The sequence below is a fragment of the Pseudosporangium ferrugineum genome, assembly GCF_003002065.1.
Classification (GTDB): Bacteria; Actinomycetota; Actinomycetes; order Mycobacteriales; family Micromonosporaceae; genus Actinoplanes; species Actinoplanes ferrugineus_A.
Genome location: NZ_PVZG01000002.1, coordinates 623,931 through 640,548, shown reverse-complemented (window position 1 = coordinate 640,548; position 16,618 = coordinate 623,931). Strand labels below are relative to the sequence as shown.

Sequence of the window (16,618 nt, the reverse complement as noted above, 5' to 3'; positions counted from 1 at the left end):
TCACCGGCCTGGCCCGCCGGACGCCGCGTCCCGGCCGGCGGCGCCGGGGTCCCGGCCGCATCCCGGCCTCGGGCACGCTCGTCATGACCGCGGGCCGGGAGACCACCGGGAAGGACGGGCCGGACCCGGCCGGTGACGCCGCACCGGACGTTGCTCGAGGACCTGGCGGGCGGCGACTACCCGACCCGGTGACGCTGCCGGGGCGGCCCGGGGGCCGCCCCGGCATCCGGGGTCAGGCGGCGCGGCAGACGGCGCCGGCGGCGGGCAGGGTGCCGTCGGCCAGGAAGCCGTTCGCGGCGTCGCGGACGCACTTGTCGAGCAGGTACGCGCCATGGCCGCTGCCGTCGTAGGTCAGCAGACGCGCATTGCCCAGCTGCGCGGCCAGCTCCCTGCTCCACCGGTACGGGCCGGCGGTGTCCCGGGTGATGCCCACGACCAGGATCGGCGGGACGCCCTTCGCGTGCAGCTTGTGCGGCGGCGTGGGCACCGGCGCCGGCCAGTGCACGCAGGGCGAGCCGGCGGTGATCTCCCGGCCGAACGTCGGAGCCGTACGCGCGACCGCGCGGGAGTCGCGCAGCACCTGCGCCGCGGTCCGGCGCTCCGGCAGGTCCTGGCAGGTGGTGGCGATGTTGTCGATGTCCATCGTGGTCGGCGGCGCGGTCTGGGCCACGATGCTCGCCTCCCCGGCCAGCAGTTCGGCGAGTTCCGCGTCCAGCCGCTCCCAGCCGTTCCGGTCGGACACGTCGCGTGCCAGCACCGCGGCGAACTGCGCCTGGCTCACCGTCGTGTCACCACTGCGGAGGGGGTCACGGTCCGTCCCGCGCAGCAGCCGCTGGATCCAGCCGCGCGCCTCGCCGGTCGTCATCCGCGTGAGCGGGCACTCGGGCCGGTCCGCGCAGCCGGTCAGGTAATCGGTGAGGGCCCGCTCCTTCGCCTGCGCGACGCCGGACAGGAACGACCCGTACGTCTGGTCGAAGTGCCCGGCGCTGTCCAGGATCATCCGCCCGACCCGCTGCGGGAACAGCTCGGCGTACCGGCCGCCGATCATCGTGCCGTACGAGATGCCCAGGTAGTTGAGCTTCGGCGCGCCCGTCACGGCGCGCAGCACGTCGAGGTCGCGGGCGGTGCTGCCGGCGTCCACGTGGTCGAAGACCGGCCCGGACGCGGCCCGGCAGGCCCGTGCCCACCGGGCGGCGGCCGCGTCGAACGCCCGGGCCTCGGCCGGGGTGTCCGGCGAGGCGTCGGCCTTCTCCATCGCCGCGGTCGCGTCCTCGGGGCAGGTCAGCGGCGCCGACCGGCCGGACCCCCGCGGGTCCCAGCTGATCAGGTCGTACGCCGCCAGTCCGTCGCCGCGCAGCTCCTGCTCGCCGCGGATCAGGAAGTTCACGCCGGACAGGCCCGGCCCGCCGGGGTTGAGCACGAGCGGGCCGCCGGTGCCGCCCGCACTGCGCGCCACCGCGAGGTCGATGGTCTGCCCCTGCGGCGCGGCCCAGTCGACCGGCACGGTGACCCGCGCACACTGGACGGTGGCGCTCGCGCGCTCACACGCCCCCCAGACCGGCTTCTGCTCGTAGAACCGCGCGTAACCCGCCGTAGCGGCCGGGGGCTGCCGGTCCGGAGATCCGGTCGCCGCCCAGGCGGCCGGCACGGTGGCGGCCAGCGCCAGGCCCAGACCGCCCATGACCAGCAGCGTCCGTCCGCGCCGTGGTGTGTGTGCCTGCTCGATCGGCATCGATGACTCCTCGTCTTCTCGGTGCCACCGATCCTTCCGGCGGCGGCGAGGCCGAAGAACCCGGTCACCGGGCGTATCCGCGGTAGGGCTGCCCCTACCTCCGCCGGAGGCGCGTCGGGAGGTCGTCACGAGCGGCAACATCGACATCGGCCTCTTCACGGCCGCACCCGTTACCCGATGTAGATCTCGACCCGGCGGTTGACGGCCTTGCCGCGGTCCGTGGCGTTCGGGCGTACCGGCCGGCTCTCACCCCGCCCGTTGTGGGTGGCGCGCAGCCCGGGATAGGCCCGGCGGAAATAGGCGGCCACCTGGGCGGCGCGGCGCTGCGAGAGGGTGACGTTCGAGGCGGCCGTGCCGTCGGCGTCGGTGTGCCCCTCCATCAGGGCGGTGCCGAAGCCGTACGTGCGCGCCTGCAGGGCGACGGTGGCGAGCACCCGGCGGGCGGCGGCGTCGAGGGCGAAGTCGGCGACGGGGAAGTAGACGACCGCCAGGAGCCGGCTCGCCGAGGACGCCGGGGCGATCCGGGCGGCGATCGGCTCCGAGAGGGTGCCGTTCGCGCCCACGGCGACCACGCGTACCGCGTCGCCGGGGCCGAGGGCGGTGCCGTTGATCCGGCACGACTGGACCGGGCCGGCGACCGGGCGCGGGGTGCAGACCCGGGTGCCGTTGAGCGTCACCCGGTAGCCGAGCAGGTTCGTCGCCGGCGCGGACCGCCAGGTCACCACGGAGTCGACCCGGTCGGACAGGGTGCGGGAGGTGGGGCGGCCGTCGACGTAGACGGGATTCGCCAGCTCCGCCCGGGCGCCCGGGTCCGGGAGGACGGCGCCCACGGCCGAGGCCGCCGGGGCGGGCAGGACCGTCACGTGCAGCTCCGTCGCGGCGCTCGCTTCGTCGTCGCGTACGGTCACCGGGATCGTCACCACGCCGCTGAACCGCTCGTCGACGGCGAGGGTCAGGCGGTTGCCCGACACCGTACGCCGGATCCGCGCGCCCGCGCCGTCGGTGCCGGCCGGCTCCCCCGCGGTCAGGGTCAGCTCGTCGCCGTTGGGGTCGTCGACGCCGAACGGCACGACCAGGGTCCCGCCGGCGGTGACCGTGCGCGAGGTGACCGCCGCGACGACCGGGCCGGCGTTCGGGACGGTGACCCGCACGGTGGCGTTGGCGGTACGCCCGGCCTCGTCCAGCACGGTGTACGTGAAGCTGTCCGTACCCCGGAAGGCCTCGGCGGACGTGTACCAGACGCCGTCGTCCCGCAGCTCGGCCGAGCCGCGGGCGGCACCGGAGACGCCGGCCACGACGAGCCGGGTGCCGTGGTCGTTGGCGAGGACGTCGATGCGCCCGGCGGTGCCACGGACCACGGTCACGGCGTCATCGGCGGCGCGCAGTGCCGGAGCGGCGACGGTCACGTACACGGTGGCGTAGGACGGCTGGCCGGTGAGCCGGCAGGTGAAGCTGTCGGTGCCGGCGAAGCCGGACGCCGGGACGTAGCGCACCGACCCGCCGACGCGCGTGACGGTGCCGTGGGCGGGGGCGGTGACCGTGGTGACGGTGGCACCGGGCGGGTCGTTGGCCAGCACGTCGATCAGCGTGCCGGTCCGGTACTCGACCGTGACGGCGTCGGCCACGGGGGCCGGGGCGGGCAGCACGCTCACGGTGACGGTCCCGGTCTCCGTGGCGCCGTGCATGTCGGCGGCGACGTACGTGAACGAGTCGGGTCCCCAGTAGTCGGCCTCCGGCTGATACGTGACGTCGTCGCCGGTCACCGTGACGGTGCCGTGCGCGGCGCCGCCGGCGGACCGGACGCCGAGCGGGCCGTCGCCGGTGTCGTTGCCCAGCGGGCTGATCGTGGCGCCGGTCCCGCTCGCCGTGCTGATCTGATCGGCCCCGAGCACCAGCGCGGCGGGCGGCTGCACGACCGGCGGCTGCTCCACCGGCGGCTGCTCCACCGGCGGCTCCACGACCGGCGGCTGCTCCACCGGCGGCTCGACAACCGGCGGCTCGACAACCGGCGGCTCCACCACCGGCGGCTCCACCACAGGGGGCTCCACCACAGGGGGCTCCACCACCGGCGGCTCGACGACCGGAGGCTCCACCACAGGAGGCTCCACTACCGGGGGCGCGCTGACCGTGATCGTGACGGAGGACGTGCTCGTGCCGCCCCGGCCGTCCGAGACGGTGTACGGGAACGTGTCCCCGCCGGTGAAGCCGCTGTCCGGCGTATAGCTCACGACCCCGGCCACGACCGAGACCGTGCCGTGGCCCGCGGGTCCCGCCGCGGTCACCGTGAGCGGGTCGGAGTCGGCATCGGTGTCGTTGCCGAGCACGCCGGTGACCGACGTCCGGTCCGCGTCCACGGTCACCGCGTCCGGCGTGGCGACCGGGAACGTGTTGACGTTGACGGTGCCGGTCGCGGGCGCTTCGTCGGTCAGGGTCAGGGTGGTGTCGATCGTTGCCGAGCCGACCGTGCCCACCACGCTGGTCGTCCGGTTGCCGGAGACCGCCGGCAGTTCGAGGGCGAACGTCAGGGTGTCGCCGGTGCCGGTCTTGGTGAAGGGTCCCTGGAACACGATGGTGCCCGCGGTCGCCACGCCGTCGGGGACGGTCGAGCCCTGCCACCGCACCGAGCCGGGCACGAGCGACGCCCCCGCCGGGACGGTGGCGGTGAACGCGTCGAGGACGGCACCGGCCGTGCCGGCCACCGGCACCTGGTAGGTGACCGTGCCGCCGGTGTCCGGCAGGCGGGCCGGGCTCACCGACGCGCTGACCGTCAGGTCGTTGACCGAGGGGTCGATCGCGGGCAGGGCGGCGGTCCCGTCGACGTCGGTGTCCCCTCGACGGCCGCGAAGCCGCCGCTCTCGGCGCACAGCCGGGCCGCGCCCGGGAGATCCGGGCGGCCCTGCCACACGCTCACGGTGTGCTGCTGCGCCGTGGTGGTGGCCGTCTGGGCGGTCAGGTAGAAGAAGCGGGCCGCGTCGCCCCCGCCGCCGAGCGTGGCGACCTGCTGGGCGCCCGGCTGGCCGGTGCCGAAGGCCACCGAGCCGCCGGTGAAGTCACTCAGCGCCACCCACAGATCACGGCGCGCCTCGCCCGAGGTGTCGGTGACGCGGTAGCCGGCGTACGCGCCCCGCAGCGCCGGGGTGGTCGAGGTGTCGATGTAGAAGTTGGGCCCGTGCAGCGCGGCGACCGTCAGCCCCGCGGAGGTGCACGTCGGCGGTGGGGCTGCCGGAGCGGGCGAGACGGTCGCGACGACGACCGAGGCGGAGGCGATCAGGGCAGCGGCAGAGCCGGCGAGCAGACGGGTCACCCCACCCCGATCGGCTCCTTGATCGACTTGAGCTCAACCGCGGCGCTGGGTGTCCTCCAGGTAGCGCAGGACGGCCGTGACGCGGCGGTCGGCGCGGTCGTCCGGGGGGAGGTCGAGCTTGGCGAAGATGTTGCGGATGTGTTTGTGCACCGCGCCCTCGGTGACGAAGAGGCGTTCCGCGATCGCCGTGTTGCCCAGGCCCTCGGCCATGAGGGCCAGCACGTCGCGTTCGCGGGGGCTGAGCCTGTTCAGCGACGCGTCCGGGCGCGTACGCGTGAGCAGTTGCGCCACCACCTCCGGGTCGATGGCGGTGCCGCCGTCCGCGACCCGGTGCAGGGCGGAGAGGAACTCCTCGACGCGTCCCACCCGTTCCTTCAGCAGGTAGCCGAGCCCCGAGGCGCCACCGCTGAGCAGTTCGGTGGCGAAGGCCTGTTCCACGTACGCCGAGAGCACCAGCACCGCGATGCCCGGCTGCCGGCGCCGCGCCTCGACGGCCGCGGTGATGCCCTCGTCGGTGTGGGTCGGGGGCATGCGCACGTCCACGATCGCCACGTCCGGCTTGTGCTCGCCGACCGCGTCGAGGAACTCCGCGGGGTTCCCGGTGGTGGCCACCACATCCAGCGACTCCGCCCGCAGCAGCAGGGCGAGGCCCTCGCGCAGCAGCGAGTCGTCCTCGGCGATCACGATCCGCATGGCAGCTCCACCCGCAGGGTCGTCGGCCCACCGGGTGGGCTGGTCAGGGTCAGGGTTCCGTCCAGGGCGCCGACCCGGCGGCGGATGCCGGTCAGGCCGGAACCCCCGTCCTCGTCGGCGCCGCCGTGGCCGTCGTCGGTGACGGCCAGGCTGAGCAGGCCGCCGTGGCGGCGTACGGTCACGGTGGCCGCGCGGGCGCCGCTGTGCTTGGCCACGTTCGTCAGCGCCTCGGCGACCACGAAGTATGCCGTCGCCTCCACCGCGGCGGCGCACCGGCCGGGCAGGTCGACGTCCACCCGGCAGGGCACGCCGGACGCGGCGGCGAGGCCGTCGAGGGCCCCGGCGAGGCCACGGTCGGCGAGCACCGGGGGCAGGATGCTGCGGGCCACCGTACGCAGCTCCGCCAGCGCCTGCTCGGCGGCGTCCTGGGCGCGCTCGAGCATCTCCCCGGCGGCCCGCGGGTCCCGGGCCAGCGCGCGCCGGGCCGCACCCAGCAGGACGGTGACGCCGACGAGCCGGTTCTGGGTGCCGTCGTGCAGGGAGCGTTCGATGCGGCGCAGCTCGGTGGCGTGCGCGTCGAGGGCGGCGGCGCGGGTCGCGGTCAGCTCGGCGATCCGCATCGACAGGTCGACGTCCGCGCCGGGCGGCAGCAGCCGGCGACCGGGGCGGGACTGGGCGCGGGCCAGCGCGGGGCCGAGCCCGACGGCGATCGCGATCCAGGCCACGCCGAGCGCCCACACGCCGAAGGCGCCGATCCAGTCGTGCACGACCGGGTAGCCGAGCGAGGACGTGGCGTCCTGCGGGGGCAGCAGCTTCCACCACAGCGGGAAGGTGCCGTCGCGCACCGCGTTGACCGGCAGCACGATGCCGAGGATGCCGAGCACCAGGCCGTACGTGCCGTGGATGGCCAGCCACCGCCACTCGCGGCGGACGACCGGGTCGGCGACCGCGTCGCGCCACCGGGCCGGCGCCGGGCCGGGGCTGACCACCTCGTCGCCGCCGCGGCGGGACAGCCGGGCCCGTTCCCGGTCGGCGGCGAACCGTTGCAGGCGCAGGGCGGTCGGCACGAACGGCAGCCCCACCCCGACCAGGCAGCCGACGGCGACGAAGAGGAGCCAGAACAGGGCGGTGAGGGCGAGCGCCGCGGTGCCCAGGCCGCCGACGAGCCGCTCCAGCGCGTCCCGGGTGGTGCGGCCGAGGGCGCGCAGCTCCGTACGCCAGAACCGCACTCCGTCCGGGGCTGACCTCACGGGCAGCAACCCTAGAGCAGCGGCGGCGCCGGTGGCCACGCCGGTGGCGGAGAAGTACAGCCTGCTGTACCCGCGGAGGCGAGCTGGCGGGATCGTCGCCGGGACCCGGAATTCCTAGCGTTGACGGCATGACGAACAGCGAAAGCAACCAGGAACGTACCGGCGCCCTCCGTCCGCTGCTGTGGCTCGTGCTCGTGGTGAGCGCCGCCGCGAACGCGGTCGCCTCGACCTCCGGCGACAACATCTTCCTCGGCGCCGCCTTCGGGCTCGTGACCCTCGCCTGCGCCACCGGCCTCGTCGTCCACCACTACCGGGGCCGCACCCGATGAGCGCCGTGGTCCTCGAGCGCGTGACGCGCTCCTATCCCGGCGGCGTCCGGGCCCTCGACGACGTGTCGCTGACCGTCCCCGCGGGCTCGTTCGTCGCCGTGATGGGGCCGTCCGGCTCCGGCAAGAGCACCCTCATGCACTGCGCCGCGGGGCTCGACGCGCCGGATTCCGGGCGGGTCCTGGTCGGCGGCACCGAGATCGGTTCGCTGAACGAGACCCGGCGCACCGAGCTGCGCCGGGAGCGGGTGGGTTTCGTGTTCCAGGCGTACAACCTGGTGCCCTCGCTCACCGTGGAGGAGAACATCACCCTGCCGTTGCGGCTGGCCGGCGCGCCGGCCGACCGGCAGTGGCTGACGACGCTGGCCGAGCGGGTCGGGCTGACCGGGATGCTGGCCCGCCGCCCCGCCGAGCTCTCCGGCGGCCAGCAGCAGCGGGCGGCCATCGCCCGCGCGCTGATCACCCGCCCGGCGGTGGTCTTCGGGGACGAGCCCACGGGGGCGCTCGACCTGCGGACCGCCCGGGGGGTCCTCGCGCTGCTGCGGGACCTCGTCGACGGGCTGGGCCAGACGGTCGTCATGGTCACCCACGACCCGGGCGCCGCCGCCCACGCCGACCGCGCGCTGGTCATGGCCGACGGCCGCATCGTCGACACCATCGAGAAGCCCGCGGCCGGATACCTGGCCGAGCGGCTCACCACCCTGGAGACGGAGTAGATCGTGCTGCACCTCGCCCTGCGGATGGCCCGGCACCGGGTCGCCGCCCTGATCGCGGTCTTCTGCGCCACCCTGGGCGGCGCGGCCTTCGTCACCGGCATCGCCGTGCTCGCCGAGTCGGGCCTGCGCTCGCACGCCCCGGCCGGGCGGCTGGGCGGCGCCGACCTCGTGGTGGCGGCGCCGCAGACCCTCGACGCCGGCGGCGATCTCGCGGTCGAGCTTCCCGAGCGGGCCCGCATCCCCGCCTCCGTCGTGGCGCAGGTCGCCCGGGTGCCCGGCGTCACCGCCGCGGTCGGCGACGTGAGCTTCCCGGCGGCGGTGGTCACCCCGGCCGGGCCGGTGGCGTCCGCCGATCCGCGTACGGCCGGGCACGGCTGGGCGTCGGCGACCCTGCTGGGCGACGCCCGGATCACCGGCACCGCGCCGGCCGGGCCGCTCGACGTGGCGCTGGACTCGTCGCTCGCCACCGCCGCCGGTGCCGCCCCCGGGGACCGGGTCACCCTCGTCGCGGCCGGACGGCAGGGCACGTACCGGGTGACGGCGGTGCTGTCCCGGGCGTACGGCGGCATCTATCTGAGCGACGCGACGGCCGCGCGGCTGGCGGGCCGGGACGGCGCCGTGGACCTGGTCGCGGTGCGCGCCGCCGACCCCGGCGCCGCCGGGCGGATCCGCGAGCTCGTACGCCCCCAGCACCTGACCGTCGCCACCGGCGCGGCCCGCGGCGACGTGGTGGCCCCGGAGGTCCGGTCGGCGCGGGCCACCCTGCCCGTGCTCGCCGGCTCGATGGCGGGCGTGACGATGCTGGTCGCCGGGTTCATCGTGGCCGGCGCCCTGTCCGTCTCCGTCGCGGCGCAACGACGCGACCTCGCCCTGCTGCGGGCGGTCGGCGCGACGCCGCGGCAGGTCCGCCGGCTCGCCGTGGCCCAGGCCGTGGCGGTCACCTCCCTGGCGCTGGCGCCCGGTATCGCCCTCGGCTATCTGCTCGCCGGTCAGTTCCGCGGCCTGCTCGTGCACATCGGCCTGCTCCCGTCGGTGCTGCCGCTCACGATCAGCCCGCTGCCGGGGCTGGCGGCGGTCGTGCTGCTGCTCGCCGCGGTGGTCGTCGCGGCCTGGTGCGCGGCGTGGCGTGCCTCCCGGATGCCGGCCGCCGAGGCGGTCGCCGAGTCCCGGGTGGAGCCGCGGCACCCGTCGCGCGGCCGGGCCTTCGCCGGGCTGCTGCTGATGGCCGCCGCCGCCGTGCTCGCGGTGTCCCCGCTGGTGAGCCGCACCGAGATCGGCGCCGCCGGGACCGCCATGTCCGGCATCCTGGCGACCATCGGCCTCGCCCTGGCCGGTCCCCTGCTGGTGCAGCGGGCCGCCGGGTGGCTGCGGAGCCGGCTGCGCCCGGACGTCCCGGCACCGGCGTGGCTCGCGGTCGCCAACAGCCACGGGTACGCCCTGCGCACCGCCGGCGCCGTCACCACGCTCGCGATGGCGGTCGTCTTCACCCTCACGTACGGGCTGACCCAGACCACCGTGCTGCGCGCCACCGCCGGCGACCTGCGCGCCGGCACCACGGCCGACGTCGAGGTGTCCGCGCCCGGCCTGGGCGGGCTGCCCGCCGGCACGGCCGCGGCGGTGGCGGCGGTGCCCGGCGTGCGGGCCGCGGCGCCGGTCACCCCGACCACCGTGGTGTGGCCGTACCGGTTCGCCGGCGAGTTGCAGACCGAGGCCGCGCCGGCACTCGCCGTCCCCGCGGAGGCGGCCGGCGTGCTCGACCTGGGCGTGACGTCCGGGAGCCTCGCGGACCTGCGCGGCGCCACGGTGGCGGTCGACGCCACGGCAGCCCGCAGCCGCAAGGTGACAGTGGGCTCCACGGTCTCGCTGATCCTCGGCGACGGCGCCGAGGTCACCGCGCGGGTGGTCGCCGTCCACTCCCGAGGGCTCGGCTTCGGCCCGCTGGTGCTCTCCCACGACCTCGTCGCCGGGCACACCACCACCGGGCTCGACGAGCGGCTGCTGGTCAGCACGGACGGCAGCGCGGCGACCCGGGAGCGCGTCGCGGCGGTCCTGCCCGGCCTCACCGTCCGCGATCCGCGCGCCGACGTGCCGGTGCCGGCCCAGCTGTGGATCAACGTGGCGGTGCTGGGCGTGCTGCTCGGCTACCTGCTGCTCGGCATCGCCAACAAGCTCGTCGCGGCGACGGCGCAGCGGCGCACCGAACTCGCCGCGCTGCAGTGGATCGGCGCCACCCCGGGCCAGGTCCGCGCGATGATGCGCGCCGAGGCGGGGCTGGTCGGCGTCGCGGCCCTGGTCACCGGGATCGTGCTGGCCGCCGTACCGCTGGCACTGCTGTCGATCGGTTTTCTGCACCGGCCGTGGCCGGCCGGTCCGCTGTGGCTGGCGCCCGGCGTGCTGATCGTGGTGGCGGCGCTGGCCTTCCTGACCGTCGAGATCCCCACCCGGCGGGCCCTGCGGATCGCGCCCGCCCGGGCACTCACCCGCGAATGAGGGTCTGTTCGGGCAGCGCGGCTACCGGCCGTCCGCGCCCGCCGGTAGGGTCCCGGGCGAGTGGACGAGCGGGGTGGGGAGCAGTCGGGATGGCCGTGCCTCTGCGACCGGGCGATCCCGGGCGGCTCGGCCGCTACACCGTGGTCGCGCGGCTCGGGCAGGGCGGCATGGGCAGCGTGTTCCTCGGCCACGCGCCCGGCGGCCGGCAGGTGGCGATCAAGGTCATCCGCCCCGAGTACGCCGACGAGCCCGAATACCGCGGCCGCTTCCGCAGCGAGGTCAACCGCGCCCGGCAGGTCCCGCCGTTCTCGACCGCCGAGGTGCTCGACGCCGACCCGGACCACGACCCGCCCTACCTGGTCGTCGAGTACGTCGAGGGTCCCAGCCTCGCCGCCGTCGTCGACCGGCGCGGGCCGCTGACCGGTGCGGCCCTGCACACGCTGGCCGTCGGCACCGCCACCGCGCTGAGCGCCATCCATCACGCCGGCGTCGTGCACCGCGACCTGAAGCCGGAGAACGTCCTGCTCCCGCACGGCGGCGTCAAGGTCATCGACTTCGGCATCGCCCGCCCGCTGGAGGCCACCAGCCACCACACCGCCACGGACCACATGGTCGGCACGGTGGCGTACATGGCGCCGGAACGGTTCGAGGACGGCAGGACGGCCGGGTTCGCGTCCGACATCTTCGCGTGGGGCGCCCTGGTGGTGTACGCCGCGACCGGGCGTACCCCGTTCCACGCGGAGAGCCCGCCGGCCACCGCCATGCGGATCCTGACCCAGCCGCCCGATCTCGCCGGGGTCCCGTACCCGCTGCGCGGGCTCGTCGGCCGCGCCCTCGCCAAGGACCCGGCCGACCGGCCGGCCGCCCGGGACCTGCTCGACGAGCTGCTGGCCGGCCCGCCCCCGGACGATCCGCCGGTGTCCGCCGCCCCGCCGGCCGTGCCGGCGTCCCCGGCCCGCCGCCGGGGCCCGCGCCGGGCGGCCGTCGCGGTCGCGGCGGTGGGCCTGCTGGCCGCGGCGGGCCTCACCGCCCGGAGCTTCGCGGCCACCGGGGACGGCTCTCCGGCCGCGAAGAGGCCCGCGGCGCCGGACGCCCTCGCCGGCGGGCGGCGCTCGATGATCCACATCGTGGAGACCGGCGAGGACCTGTGGATCTACCCGAACGGCGGCGAGGCGGAGACCACGCGCGACGCCGAGGGGCTGGACCCGGTGACGCTGTTCACGCTGGTCCCGAGCGGTTCCGGCCACGAGATCCGGTGGCTGTCCCCGAAGTATCCCGGCAACTGCCTCGGCGTCCGCGTCAAGCCGGGCGAGAGCACGGGCCTGGTGACGGTCCCGTGCGGGCGGTCACCGGCGACGGTCTTCACGATCCGGCCGTCCGGGCGGACGGACGCGAGCGGGCTGGCGGCGTACACGATCGTCAGTCCGGGATTCGGCACGGTCGAATGGTCCGGGAAGGACCGGCGCATGGTCGTCACCGAGGGCGATCAACCGGCCCGGACCACGTTCACCTTCCCCGACCGCGGCCCGGCCTGACGCCTCACCGCCGTCCGGCCACCGCGAGCTGCACGGAGGCGGCGGCACCGGCGAGATGACCGGAGGCGACCGCGGCGGCCAGCGACGGCGGGACCGACGTCGCCGCGTCCCCGGCCGCGTAGAGCCCCGGCACCCCGGTCCGGCCCATCGCATCCACCCGGATCGCCTGCACGCTGAGCATCTCGTCCGGCTCGATCAGCGTCGCCCCCAGCTCCCGGGCCAGCGGACTCCGCTGGTACAGGGTGGCCTTGACCAGCAGGGCCCCGATCGCCAGCTCCCCGCCGCCGGCGAACACCACGGCCCGCAGCGCGGTGCCCGGCCCGTCCAGCGCGGCGATCGGCCGCTCGTCCAGGCCGACCCCGCCGCCGGCCAGCTGCCGGCGCTGCTCGGCGGTGACCCCGGCGCCGTTGGTCAGCAACGTCACCCTGCCGGTCCAGGCCCGCAGGTTCAACGCCCCGTGTACGCCCACAGCCCCGCGCGCAAGCACCCCCATCGGCCGCTCACGCAGCTCCCAGCCGTGGCAGAAGGGGCAGTGGAAGACCGGCCCGCCCCAGCGTTCACGCAGCCCGGGCACGGCCGGGTGGCGGTATTCCATGCCGGGCGCCAGCACCACGCTGCGGGCCCTCCCGACGCCGCCGCCACCGAGCGTCACGGTGAACGTGCCGTCGTCCTCGCGCCGGCCGCCGGTGACCTCGTCCGCCACCACCTCGACCGACGGGTACGCCGCCAGCTCGGTCCGCGCCGCGGCGTAGTAGCCGGCCGGCGTCCGCCCGTCGTGCCCGAGCAGGCCCCCGATCCCCGCGGCGACCAGGTTGCTCTGCCGGCCGGCGTCGACCACCAGCGTCGCCCGCCGCGCCCGGCCCAGCGTGAGCGCCGCGCTCAGCCCCGCCGCGCCCCCGCCCACGACGAGGCAGTCCCTGATCCCGCTGTCGCTTCTGTCGTTGTCGCTCATGTGCGTCGACCCAACCAGCCGCCTCCCGCCCCGGCGATACGCGAGCGGCTCACCCGGATACGCGATCGTCCGGCCCTGTTCCGCGGGATCTAGCATCGGCGGCGTGGACACGATCAGCCAGGCGGTCGCGAGCCTGCGGGTGGGACGCGGCACGGTCCGCCGGTTCGGGCTGACCGGCTCGTGGGGGCTGCGCTACTCCGGCCTGACCGGCAGCGGCTTCCACATCGTCCTGCGCGGCACCGGCTGGCTGCTGGCCCGCGACGCGCCACCGGTCGCGCTGGCGCCCGGCGACATCGTCCTGGTCACCTCCGGCGCGGACCACGGCCTCAGCGCCACCCCCCGCGAGCTCGCCGGCCTGCCGCCCGCGGTGACGGCTCCCGCGTGGACGGCCGGCGGCAGCGCCGACTTCGAGTTCCTGTGCGGGGCGTACCGGCTGGACCGGGGGCGGCCCCACCCGTACCTGGCGGCGCTGCCGGACCTGCTCGTGCTGACCCCGGACCCCGGCGGGACGGCGGCGCTGCGGTCGATCGTCCAGCTTCTCGACGACAACGCCACCGACACCGGGCCGGGCGCCGCGGTGACCCGGCCCGCGGTGCTCGACCTGGTGCTGGTCACCGCCCTGCGCCGGTGGCTGGACCGGCGGCACGCCGACGGCCCGCCCGCGGTCGGCGACCCGGCCGTCACGGCGGTCCTGCACACCATCCACGCCGACCCCGCGGCCCGCTGGACGGTCACCCACCTCGCCGCCACCGTGGGCCTGTCCCGCGCGGCGCTCACCCGGCGCTTCACGGCGCAGGTCGGCACGCCGCCGATGGCGTACCTGACGACGTGGCGCCTCGGCAGCGCGGCCCGGCTCCTGCGCGAGTCCGAGGCCTCCCTGGCGGCGATCGCCCGCCAGGTCGGCTACTCGACGGAGTACGCCTTCGCGAACGCCTTCCGCCGGGCGTACGGGACCGCGCCGGGCCGGTTCAGAGGTGCCGGCCGAGCAGGGTGAGGTCGGCCGGCGAGAGCCGGTCGCCGGACGTCTTGGCCTGATGCCAGTACGGGTACAGCAGCGGCTGCGCGCTCGCCTCGTCCAGCCGCGCCCGTTCCTCGGCGGTGAGCTCCAGGTCCGCGGCGGCCAGGTTGTCGGCGAGCTGCTCCTCGGTGCGGGCCCCGACCACCAGCGTCGTCACGGCCGGGCGGCCCAGCAGGTACGCCAGTGCCACCCGGGCCGCGGACACGCCACGGTCCCGGCCGATGGAGACGAGCACCTCGACCGTGTCGTAGAGGCGTTCCCGGTCGTGCACCGGCGGCTCGTTCCAGTCGGTGAGCTGCCGCGAGCCGGCCGGGGGCCGCTGGTCGCGCCGGTACCTGCCGGAGAGCAGGCCGCCGGCGAGCGGGCTCCAGACCAGGACGCCGAGGCCCTGGTCGACGGCGGCCGGGATCAGTTCGTACTCGGCGTCGCGGGCCTGCAGCGAGTAGTAGATCTGCTGGCTGACGAAGCGGGGGGTGCCGGTGCGGTCGGCGATCCCGAGGGCCTTCATCAGCTGCCAGCCGGCGTAGTTGGAGGCGCCGACGTAGCGCACCTTGCCCTGGCGCACCAGCTGGTCCAGAGCCTCCAGGGTCTCCTCCAGCGGCGTCTGTCCGTCCCACTCGTGCACCTGGTAGAGGTCGATGTGGTCGGTGCGCAGCCGCCGCAGGCTGGCCTCGCAGCCGGCGACGATGTGGTGCCGGGAGAGGCCGGCGTCGTTGGGGCCGGGACCCATCGCCATCCGCACCTTGGTGGCGATCAGCACGTCGTCGCGGCGGCCCTCGAGGACCTCCCCGACGATCTCCTCCGACAGGCCGCCGGAGTAGACGTCCGCGGTGTCGATGAGGTTGACGCCGGCATCGAGGCACCGGTCGACCTGGCGTCGCGCCTCGGCGACGCCGGTGTCGCCGACGACGGCGAACTTGCCCGTGCCGCCGAAGGTCATGGTGCCCATGGTCAGGACGGAGACTCTGAGGCCGGAGCGGCCGAGCTGGCGATATTCCATACCGCCCAACCTATGCCGGGAGCCGCCCCGGTGCGGGGTCAGCTGACCAGAAGCCCCAGCGCGGCGCCGGTCGTCCGCAGCGACGTCAGCACCTCGTCGGCGGTCAGCTTCGGCGGCGGTACGGCCCCGACCGGCGTCGCCGTGGCGAGCACCGCGGACGCCTGCGCGGTCGGCAGCGGGAACTGCGGGTAGTGGCTGAACGTCATCGAGTCCAGGTGCGGGCGGAGGCGGGCGAAGGAGGCCACCGAGCGCCACTGGCCGGCGGGCGCGTACGCCTCCGACCGCGATCCCGGCGGCTGCGGCAGCACCGTGATGGTGTCGAAGCCCTCGCTGCCGGCCAGCCACCATTCCGTGGCGTCCACGGACTGCCGGGTGGCGGCCTCCAGCCAGTACGGCACCAGCCCGGCGGCCAGGGTCAGCCACGGATCGAGCAGCGCGCCGCAGCCGATGACGCAGTGCTCGCCGCCACCGCGCTCGTCCGCCAGCCAGCGCCGGTAGAGCCCCGCCACGAACGTGCTCAGCGCGGGTGGGCGGGCGTACCGGATCCGCACCGGCGCGGTGGCGCAGCGGCGCAGGTCGGCGCCGAAGTCCGCCTCCCCCGACAGCTCGGCCGGGCCCTGCGGCACGTCCGGGTACGGCGCCGCCCAGCGGGTCTCCTCCAGGCCGGCGAGCGTCCGGCGGAAGGCCGGATTGTCCAGTGAGTAGTCCTCGGCGGTCCAGCCGCTGACCGGGCTGCCGAGCTGGAAGCTGTGCCCGGGGGCGAGGTCGAGCACCGGCCAGGTGCGCACGTCGCGGACGACGAGGGCGGCGGCGCCCGGCTCGAGCCGGGTGTGCAGGAAGCCACGGTACGCGGCCGGCAGCCGCCGCCACCGCACGTGCAGCGTGACGGTGGTGCCGCACAGCGAGCCGCGCTGCACCGGGTCGTGCACCTGGCGTACGGTCACGTCCGGGTTGGCCGCGACGATGGCGTCCGCGATGATCGAGCCCCAGTCCATGGCGCCCTCCCAGTCGCCGACCGACCCGCCGGGCCACGGCACGGTGACCGTGAAGCCGTCGGGCAGCCAGGGCGCGCCGAGGGCGGCGCACAGGTGGGCGGCCCCGCCGTGCGGCGACCCGAGGACCACCGCCGGGTACGCCTCCGCCGGGTAGTGCCCGGCGATCCACGAGGCGACGGCATCGGCGTCGAGCCGCGCCGCGAGGGCGACCGGCAGCGCCTCCTCGACGGCGTCGTACGCGAGCGCCTCCAGCCGCAGCTCCTCGCGCACCATGGACCGCTGCCCCAGCATCGGCACCCGGTCCAGTCCCCGGCAGTCGCGGCCGCGCACCGCCCGGGCCGTGGCCCGCAGCATGGCGGCACCGAGGCTGTCGGCGCAGACCACCCGGGTGGCGGCGGGCGCACCCGCGTCCTTGAAGTCCGTCACGGCAGCACGCCTACCCGGGGCCGATCGGCGCCAACCCTGCCGGATTCGCCACCCGTCGGGACTTCGGGAGCCACGGATTCCCTCCCCCGGAGCTTGACAACCGGTCCCAGAAGGACGCCACCGTGCGGGCTGCCGCCGCCGTTGCCCCTCCGGCCGGCGGGCGAACCGGAGCCGTCCCGCA

The 16,618-nt window shown here is 76.1% G+C and carries 13 protein-coding genes; 5 read left to right on the top strand and 8 right to left on the bottom strand.

What is annotated here, in order from left to right; genetic code table 11:
- Nucleotides 1-232 precede the first annotated feature (232 nt).
- The 5 genes from CLV70_RS07075 to CLV70_RS07055 form a co-directional block, all read right to left on the bottom strand.
- On the bottom strand, nt 233-1,732 hold the full coding sequence (locus tag CLV70_RS07075) for an alpha/beta hydrolase (protein ID WP_158277723.1): 1,500 nt from the start codon (nt 1,730-1,732) through the stop codon (nt 233-235).
- A gap of 170 nt (nt 1,733-1,902) precedes the next feature.
- A complete protein-coding gene (locus CLV70_RS07070; protein WP_106125524.1) occupies nt 1,903-4,596 on the bottom strand; it encodes an Ig-like domain-containing protein in 2,694 nt (897 codons plus the stop codon).
- Nucleotides 4,500-5,036, bottom strand: a complete 537-nt coding sequence (locus CLV70_RS07065) for a hypothetical protein (RefSeq protein WP_106125523.1) — start codon at nt 5,034-5,036, stop codon at nt 4,500-4,502. The genes CLV70_RS07070 and CLV70_RS07065 overlap by 97 nt, the downstream gene beginning before the upstream one ends.
- A 33-nt stretch (nt 5,037-5,069) precedes the next feature.
- Nucleotides 5,070-5,729, bottom strand: a complete 660-nt coding sequence (locus tag CLV70_RS07060; protein WP_106125522.1) for a response regulator — start codon at nt 5,727-5,729, stop codon at nt 5,070-5,072.
- Complete coding sequence (locus CLV70_RS07055) at nt 5,717-6,979, bottom strand: sensor histidine kinase (protein WP_245908074.1); 1,263 nt, start codon at nt 6,977-6,979, stop codon at nt 5,717-5,719. Before CLV70_RS07055 ends, CLV70_RS07060 begins: the two co-directional genes overlap by 13 nt.
- A gap of 128 nt (nt 6,980-7,107) precedes the next feature.
- On the opposite strand from CLV70_RS07055, the gene CLV70_RS07050 reads away from it, so the two are divergent.
- From CLV70_RS07050 to CLV70_RS07035, 4 genes are all read left to right on the top strand, one after another.
- Nucleotides 7,108-7,308, top strand: a complete 201-nt coding sequence (locus tag CLV70_RS07050; RefSeq protein ID WP_106125520.1) for a hypothetical protein — start codon at nt 7,108-7,110, stop codon at nt 7,306-7,308.
- Nucleotides 7,305-8,021, top strand: coding sequence for an ABC transporter ATP-binding protein (locus CLV70_RS07045; RefSeq protein ID WP_106125519.1), 717 nt, complete (start codon nt 7,305-7,307; stop codon nt 8,019-8,021). Before CLV70_RS07050 ends, CLV70_RS07045 begins: the two co-directional genes overlap by 4 nt.
- Nucleotides 8,022-8,024: 3 nt before the next feature.
- The gene (locus CLV70_RS07040; RefSeq protein ID WP_106125518.1) at nt 8,025-10,511 is read left to right on the top strand and encodes an ABC transporter permease; all 2,487 of its coding nucleotides are present in this window, start codon (nt 8,025-8,027) and stop codon (nt 10,509-10,511) included.
- An 89-nt stretch (nt 10,512-10,600) separates the two neighbouring features.
- Nucleotides 10,601-12,046: a serine/threonine-protein kinase gene (locus CLV70_RS07035; protein WP_106125517.1), complete on the top strand. Its 1,446-nt coding sequence runs from the start codon at nt 10,601-10,603 to the stop codon at nt 12,044-12,046.
- A 4-nt stretch (nt 12,047-12,050) separates the two neighbouring features.
- On the opposite strand, the gene CLV70_RS07030 is transcribed toward CLV70_RS07035, so the two are convergent.
- On the bottom strand, nt 12,051-12,998 hold the full coding sequence (locus CLV70_RS07030) for an NAD(P)/FAD-dependent oxidoreductase (RefSeq protein WP_106125516.1): 948 nt from the start codon (nt 12,996-12,998) through the stop codon (nt 12,051-12,053).
- 103 nt (nt 12,999-13,101) lie between these two features.
- Between CLV70_RS07030 and CLV70_RS07025 the strand changes: the two genes are divergently transcribed.
- Entirely contained in the window at nt 13,102-13,992 is an 891-nt protein-coding gene (locus CLV70_RS07025; protein WP_106125515.1) for an AraC family transcriptional regulator, read from the top strand.
- Here CLV70_RS07025 and CLV70_RS07020 read toward each other — a convergent pair.
- Together CLV70_RS07020 and CLV70_RS07015 are read right to left on the bottom strand one after the other, a co-directional pair.
- The gene (locus CLV70_RS07020; RefSeq protein WP_106125514.1) at nt 13,967-15,016 is read right to left on the bottom strand and encodes an aldo/keto reductase; all 1,050 of its coding nucleotides are present in this window, start codon (nt 15,014-15,016) and stop codon (nt 13,967-13,969) included. The genes CLV70_RS07025 and CLV70_RS07020 overlap by 26 nt on opposite strands.
- 38 nt (nt 15,017-15,054) lie before the next feature.
- Nucleotides 15,055-16,437, bottom strand: coding sequence for a hypothetical protein (locus CLV70_RS07015; RefSeq protein WP_106125513.1), 1,383 nt, complete (start codon nt 16,435-16,437; stop codon nt 15,055-15,057).
- Nucleotides 16,438-16,618 lie beyond the last annotated feature (181 nt).

What these genes read in the sequence shown, in the direction of transcription:
- CLV70_RS07020 (WP_106125514.1), bottom strand. Translation starts at nt 15,016, where the DNA reads ATGGAATATCGCCAGCTCGGCCGCTCCGGCCTCAGAGTCTCCGTCCTG.
- CLV70_RS07030 (WP_106125516.1), bottom strand. Translation starts at nt 12,998, where the DNA reads ATGAGCGACAACGACAGAAGCGACAGCGGGATCAGGGACTGCCTCGTC.
- CLV70_RS07060 (WP_106125522.1), bottom strand. Translation starts at nt 5,729, where the DNA reads ATGCGGATCGTGATCGCCGAGGACGACTCGCTGCTGCGCGAGGGCCTC.
- CLV70_RS07050 (WP_106125520.1), top strand. Translation starts at nt 7,108, where the DNA reads ATGACGAACAGCGAAAGCAACCAGGAACGTACCGGCGCCCTCCGTCCG.
- CLV70_RS07035 (WP_106125517.1), top strand. Translation starts at nt 10,601, where the DNA reads ATGGCCGTGCCTCTGCGACCGGGCGATCCCGGGCGGCTCGGCCGCTAC.
- CLV70_RS07075 (WP_158277723.1), bottom strand. Translation starts at nt 1,732, where the DNA reads ATGCCGATCGAGCAGGCACACACACCACGGCGCGGACGGACGCTGCTG.
- CLV70_RS07045 (WP_106125519.1), top strand. Translation starts at nt 7,305, where the DNA reads ATGAGCGCCGTGGTCCTCGAGCGCGTGACGCGCTCCTATCCCGGCGGC.